Source organism: Erythrobacter sp. HI0063 (genome assembly GCF_001635685.1).
Lineage (GTDB): Bacteria > Pseudomonadota > Alphaproteobacteria > Sphingomonadales > Sphingomonadaceae > Qipengyuania.
On record NZ_LWFF01000004.1, the window covers coordinates 1 to 6,298 of the forward strand.

7 protein-coding genes are annotated in these 6,298 nt (G+C 54.5%); 5 read left to right on the top strand and 2 right to left on the bottom strand.

From position 1 onward, the window contains the following. Positions 1–229 precede the first annotated feature (229 nt). A complete protein-coding gene (locus A3736_RS16860) occupies positions 230–394 on the bottom strand; it encodes a hypothetical protein (protein WP_156501892.1) in 165 nt (54 codons plus the stop codon). Positions 395–1,079: 685 nt separating this feature from the next. Here A3736_RS16860 and A3736_RS00640 point away from each other — a divergent pair. Continuing rightward, positions 1,080–1,994, top strand: coding sequence for a hypothetical protein (locus A3736_RS00640; protein ID WP_067677919.1), 915 nt, complete (start codon positions 1,080–1,082; stop codon positions 1,992–1,994). 407 nt (positions 1,995–2,401) lie between these two features. Here A3736_RS00640 and A3736_RS16865 read toward each other — a convergent pair whose 3' ends face one another. Continuing rightward, complete coding sequence (locus A3736_RS16865) at positions 2,402–2,554, bottom strand: hypothetical protein (protein ID WP_197465426.1); 153 nt, start codon at positions 2,552–2,554, stop codon at positions 2,402–2,404. 121 nt (positions 2,555–2,675) lie between these two features. On the opposite strand from A3736_RS16865, the gene A3736_RS00655 reads away from it, so the two are divergent. The 4 genes from A3736_RS00655 to A3736_RS00670 form a co-directional block, all read left to right on the top strand. Beyond that, positions 2,676–3,746: a hypothetical protein gene (locus A3736_RS00655; protein WP_156501894.1), complete on the top strand. Its 1,071-nt coding sequence runs from the start codon at positions 2,676–2,678 to the stop codon at positions 3,744–3,746. Between the two features lie 9 nt (positions 3,747–3,755). Then, positions 3,756–5,018, top strand: coding sequence for an HlyD family secretion protein (locus A3736_RS00660; protein ID WP_067677930.1), 1,263 nt, complete (start codon positions 3,756–3,758; stop codon positions 5,016–5,018). A gap of 13 nt (positions 5,019–5,031) precedes the next feature. Further along, on the top strand, positions 5,032–5,979 hold the full coding sequence (locus A3736_RS00665; RefSeq protein ID WP_067677933.1) for a cysteine peptidase family C39 domain-containing protein: 948 nt from the start codon (positions 5,032–5,034) through the stop codon (positions 5,977–5,979). Between the two features lie 45 nt (positions 5,980–6,024). Beyond that, positions 6,025–6,298: transposase (locus A3736_RS00670; RefSeq protein ID WP_197465427.1), on the top strand; the 274-nt coding region annotated here is incomplete at its 3' end.

Here is a 6,298-nt window from a genome sequence, read left to right on the forward strand (position 1 = left end):
AACGGGAAGCACGATATCTCGCCTGTGGCAGTGCAGACTGACCACGCTTGATTGCCTGTGACGATGCCCCGTAACTCCGATAGCGACATGTGCCGCGCGTACCAAAGTACCGCCTCAATGCAGAGCGATACCGGCCGCGATGAGCACGGAAGATTGCGCGGCGTATCAGACCTTGAACGCGACTTCGCAGACCTGCGCACGAGAGCGTCGAATATTTGGTCCAATAGTGCTAAAGAGAGGAAACGACGATGGCGAATACTTGCTCAAAAACGAAGCCAAATAAGATCGCGAGATAAAAGCAGCGCCGTCGGTCGGGCTGCAGGTGGTTGGTTTTGTTGACGAACATGCGACGGCGCTGGAAATGCCAAGCCGCCGGTTCGCCGGAATTGTTCAATAATTACAGCCAAATTTGCGACGGCTGTCAGCAATCTGGGCCCCTTTAGGGGATCATGGATGCCGATTTCAGGCTATCCCTACATATGCGCCGAGACGCGAGAGCATCCAAAAGAGCGGTACCGTTGCGCTTTGCCGTGATATCATCGCAGAATCGGCATGCCTAGCGAACAAACGCCATGTGGCGATCAGGCAGCCCTTGAGACGATAATTGCAACCGATGGCGGGCCGGTCTGCTCCCCTACTCCATCCCCAGGCCGGTCCGTCATCACCCCAACGATGAAAGGACCGGACCGATGCGGGAGACAGACACAGACAAGCAATGATCAGAGCACGGCTAGCCCCCATCAATCGAACCCCCCACCATTATCCATACTCCAGTTCATGCGTACGCAAGCTAAAGGGGCGGTCGGTGGTGACAATTGACCGATGCGACTGCGGCTAGAAAAGTCCGCAGTAACCCGGGGAGCGTGGCAGCGAGTGCCCGGTTTGATTTGCCGCCTAGATCGAAGTGTGGTCGTGAGAATGCTGGGCGATTAATGTAGTGTGGTGCTGATGATCTGCCCGCCAGCCGTCCCCGTCGATACAAGCGTAGCAACTTGCTGTGGTGTTGGACGGGAAACAGTGTAGTCTTGATATAACGGCATTGAGTTTAAACGGGGAAAACCGTCCGTAGAGGAAGCGCCATGAACTTTCGTATGAGTTTTTTGTTCGGACCGCTTGTGACGCTAACGGCTCAGGCCTTGACTGCGCAAGAAGCAACACCGACTGAAAACGACGACCTCAAGGAAACAATCATCGTAACTGGCCAACGCCAGAGTGAGATAGATGCTATCCGACAGGGCGTTGATCGAATTTTCCCTTCTGCTGGGCCGACCGATCCTATTGCTAGATTTATCGATCCGGTATGCCTCGGCTTCGCCGGTCTCAATTCGCGGCAGCAAGCCACTTTTCGTGAAATGATCGAATTTCGCGGCAAGAATGCTGGAGTGAGCTTCGCGCGCCCAGACTGCAAGACGAATGCACTGGTCGTCATTGTTGACGATCCGGAAGCTTTCGTTTCCGAGGCCAGAAGCGAGCAGTCCAAACTTATGCCGGTTAACGAACAACGCAAGTTCGAAGCCGCCATGCTACGCGGCGATCCTGTATTCGCTTGGACTTCGCAGGAAGTACGTACCGCGCTGGGACGACCGGCACCTCACAGTGCCACGATTCCGGGCCTTACCTTACCGATGGCTGTGGCGACCAAGGTCAACACGGACGCACGCGCTCGCCGAGTGGGATTAGAACAGAGTGCGGCCCTTGTTAATTCGATCGTTGTTTTCGATGCTAGAAGGCTTGAGGGGCTTACGCTCGTTCAGCTGGCCGATTATGCCGCGATGCGACTGCTGGCACCGAGTGAGATACGTGCCGAGTGGCAAGGCGATCGCCCCGAATCCATTTTAAAGCTTTTCTCCACAAAAGCGGACGAAGTCGAACTATCGATGACTGTCTTCGACGAGTCCTATCTAGCTGCGCTATACAACTTACCGCTCAACGCCAGCCCCTCTCGATTGAAGCCAATGGTGGTTGCAGGGTACCTAGGAAGAAAAGAAAATTGAAGGTCAAACCATCAATCGAGCGATCTCAACAGAGGATTATGCCGGTTCGCAGCTATCGCATGGCTGATCTGGAACGCGCCCTAGCGACGGTCGACTTTGCCGTTACAGTGTATACCTTACCAAATTGTGGGAGGTGCGATCGGGTGTTAACCCAGATCGGGCAACTAGATCTGGCTCGAGGTTTTCACCTTTTCCGCTGCCTGATGGACAAGAGGGACGCCGGTCGAATGTTCAAGATAGTGGGTAGCCTGCAATTGCCCATCGTATCCATCCATGTAGATGGAGAACGCATCTTAATTTGCGCCTATGGGGATAGCAGGAAGTTTCTCGATACTCTCGAGTTAACAGCTAAAGAAAAGGCCGCTAACCTTTAAAGAGGTCAGCGGCGCTTTTTGGATATTAGCTAATTAATACGCTTCGGTGTCGCACATCTCGCCACAACCATAGACCTTCGTATAACGTCCACCGGCGACTTGTTGGATTTCGTCCTGCGAAAGCTCTCTTGCCATGCGCCGTTGTGCTAGCCTCACGGTCGTGCTTTTTAGCGATTGCTTTTTCATAGACTTTTCCTTTCCCTTGCTCACATGAGCATCCTGTACGATAGAGAAGTATCATTGCTTGTCAAACCTTGACTCCTTTCAAAAACTCTCAGCGGGGCGCTTTGCAAAGATGGGCCAAAAATTGCGCTTTCTGATCGTTTCACTACCTATCGACCAGCATGCAACCATCGCTGCTTTTCAACTGTCTAAAGTCGGCCACGACGTGCAATTTTGGTCACCCGCCGACCTACCGAAACGGACTACAGCTTCGATACGTCTTGGCGAGGAGGTCCAAGTCTCACTGGCGGGCAAACGACAAGAGCACGCCGAGGTAGTCCTTTTCCGTAAATGGAGTGGTCCGGTACTGCCTGACGACCTCCATCCGGCTGACAGGGACATCGCCAATCGTGAATTCGAACATTTCGGCATTGGAATTCTTGATAGCCTGCTCCCCTCGGCCAAGTGGATAAATCATCCGCGAGCATCGCGCGAGGCCAATAAGGTCAAGCAATTGATGGTCGCCCAATCTGTCGGTTTCAATGTTCCGCGGACCTGCATCTCGAACGATCCGCAAGATATCCGAGCCTTCGTCGAAAAGGCCGATTACAAAGTTGTCTTCAAAGCTTTCACACCGGCTATTTGGGAGGATTTGAGCGAGCGTCAGTTCGTTACCATGACCTCTCGGCCCGATAAAGAATTGATGTTGGACGACGCCTCGCTGAGCTATTCTCCCGCAATTTGGCAAGAGGAAATTAAGAAGGCATTCGAACTTCGCATCACCATGTTTGGGGAAGTAGCGGTGACCGTGAAGATCGATAGTCAGGCAACCGACGGGGGAAAGGTAGATTGGCGCGCAGCCGGTCACGATATTCCTGTCAATGACCATCGGCTGGATGTCGCCACCTATAACTGCTGCCGGCGCCTCATGCAGTCCTTAGGTTTGGCTTTTGGCAGTATCGATGCGATTGTCGACCAATCGGGAAAAATTTGGTTTCTTGAGGTCAATCCCTCCGCACAGTTTCTTTGGATCGAAGATATCAATCCCGAGATTGATCTTCTCGGTCCGTACCTGCACATGCTCGCGGGTCACGAACTCGGCACCGCCACTCCGCGCTTGAGCGAGGTTCTCGCCGATGAAGAGTATCTCTCGTTCGAATCGGCCCTACGCGAGACTCACGAAGAAGCAATCTCGTCGTTCAAAAGCTACGAATAGGGTGTCAGCTTGACCGATTACGAAACGAGGCAAGCGACGGGCAAATCGCGCGAGTCCGGCCTGTTTCGTTCGGAAGTATACGATGCACGGAAGGTTAAGAACGAAGGGCGCGTCAATCTGCTGCCTTCGATTAGCTGGCAGATCATATCGGTGATCCTGCTGACAATATTCGCTGGCGGAATCGCTTTTGTCACGCTTGTTCCATTGGCGCGCACCGAGGTAATCGAGGGAACGCTCTGGCCGCACGGGAAACCGGTTTCTGTGGACAGCCCGATCGAGGGGACCATCACGTCAATCTCGGTGCGTGAGGGCGATGTCGTTCAAGAAGGCGATGGTCTCGTAACCGTTACCGACCTTACCGCCATTGGGTCTCGTGGTAGCGCCGCACAGGTCGTCTCCGAGGGAATCGAGGCGAGGCGTTCTTTGCTGATAGACGAGATGGCCATCGCGGGCCGGAATGCTGAGCAGGCCGAGGTGGAAAGGCGCTCGCGCATCGGCGCTCTCCAGTCGTCAAGAGTTGCCACGCAGGATCAGATCGTGCGGCAACAGAAGCTGCTGGCCAATGCTCGTGAGAATTTGAACGTAGCACGGGAAGTTGCGAAGAACGGTTTTCTGAGCCGCCAGGATCTATCGAAGCGCGAGGAAGGCGTCCTCGCGAGAGAACAGGTACTTTCCCAGTTAAGGCAGGAGATCGTCGATACAGATGCGAAAATTGCGGTTGAGCGCGCAGGACTGCGACGAGATGTAGCCACTTATGAAACGCGTCTTGCCGCTCTCAGAGCGTCAAGGGAGTCGCTCGGTCAAGAAAGTGCACAAACAGAGCGGATTTCGCGGGTGAAACTTATCGCACCGATATCCGGACGGATCGGCGCTGCGTGGCTTTCGAAAGGGCAACGGGTGGCTGCTGGCGAAGAAATCCTGTTGGTCGCCCAGAACCGGCTGGAGTGGCTTGTCGAACTCAGGATACCAGCCAGCGCCATCGGCCGCATTAAGCAAGGTCAATCGGTCGAATTGCGAGTAGCGTCGTTTCCATACCAGCAACATGGAACCGTCGCGGCTCAGATTGTGCGGATCGCGACCGTTCCAGAGCGCAGCGGTCAGGCAGACCAGAGCGCCCCATTATATCGCGCCTTCGCCCGCTTGGACAAAGAATCGAGCTTACTCTCCTCAATAAGCACGGTCGAGGGGATGGAGCTTCAAGCAGTAATTCGCACCGGAAGTGCGACTATATTGGACCAGATCATGGCAAGACGCGCCGGGTTGCAGCTATGATCATGGCGGCGATATGAAGCTGGACCTCGGCATATTCCCAAGCGGTCGGATGAAGCTGATCCGCCAGACTGAGATGTCGGAATGTGGCCTAGCCTGCGTGGCCATGGTCGCATCGAATTGGGGCTTGGATCTCGACATGCCGTATCTTCGGCGACGTTTTTCGATTTCACAGCGCGGAGCGACGATCAACACACTGATGGTCGTAGCGAGCAAGCTAGGTTTGTCGGCACGCCCACTCAAAGTTCCCTTGGACGAGCTTGAGTATCTGCAACTTCCCGCGATCCTCCACTGGGATCTTAACCACTATGTCGTCCTACAGAAGATCGAGAGCGGAAAAGCGACTATCTTCGATCCAGCGGCTTCAATTAAGAAACTGACAATCGAGGAGTTGTCCGAACACTTCACCGGGATCGCTCTCGAGCTGGCACCGATTGAAGATTTCAAGCAGCCTGAACCGTCACCGAAATTACGATTTTCCCAGTTGTGGCATGGGGTTTCCGGGCTCCGGCGGACGCTACTACAAATCGCGGTCCTAACCGTAATAACGCAAGGCTTTGTCCTTCTTTCGCCGTATTTCCTGCAGTTGGCAGTAGATCACGTCATACCGTCATACGATATTCCCTTCCTTGTGGTTTTAAGCGTCGGCTTCGGCCTATTTGCGCTGATCTATGCGATCTCGCACTTCCTGCGATCGTTCGTTTTCCTTTCGTCCGGAACATTACTCAGCTTCGTCATGGCCAGCAATATCGGCCGCCAGCTATTTCGATTGCCAGTGGAGTGGTTCGAGCGACGGCATGTCGGCGACATTCTCTCTCGCTTTCAATCGCTGCAACCGATCCAAGACTTGTTGATCAAAGGATCAGTGGTCACTGCGCTGGACGGTGTTCTAGCAATTGCAATCCTAGTGGTGATGTTCCTTTACAGCCCGCTTTTGGCACTAGGTTTCGTGGACAAAGCTTGACTGTGGACTCGGACCTTGATTCAAGGCTGGCTTTTGGAGGCAGCCTTGGGCGAGCGGATTGGCGTTACGGACGAAGAGTGGGAAGTGATCGGGCCGCTGCTGCCACCTGAGCGGGGTCGTGGCTGCCGTCCGGCGCAGGACAACCGCCCCTATTTCGAAGGCATGATGTGGATCGCGCGGACCGGAGCGCAGTGGCGTCACCTGCCGGATGAGTATGGCAAGTGGAACAGCGTTTTCCGGCGCTATCGACGATGGGTTACGACCGGCGTGTTCGATGCCATGCTGGAGACGCTGGCGGAACTGGCGGGGCGCGACACAG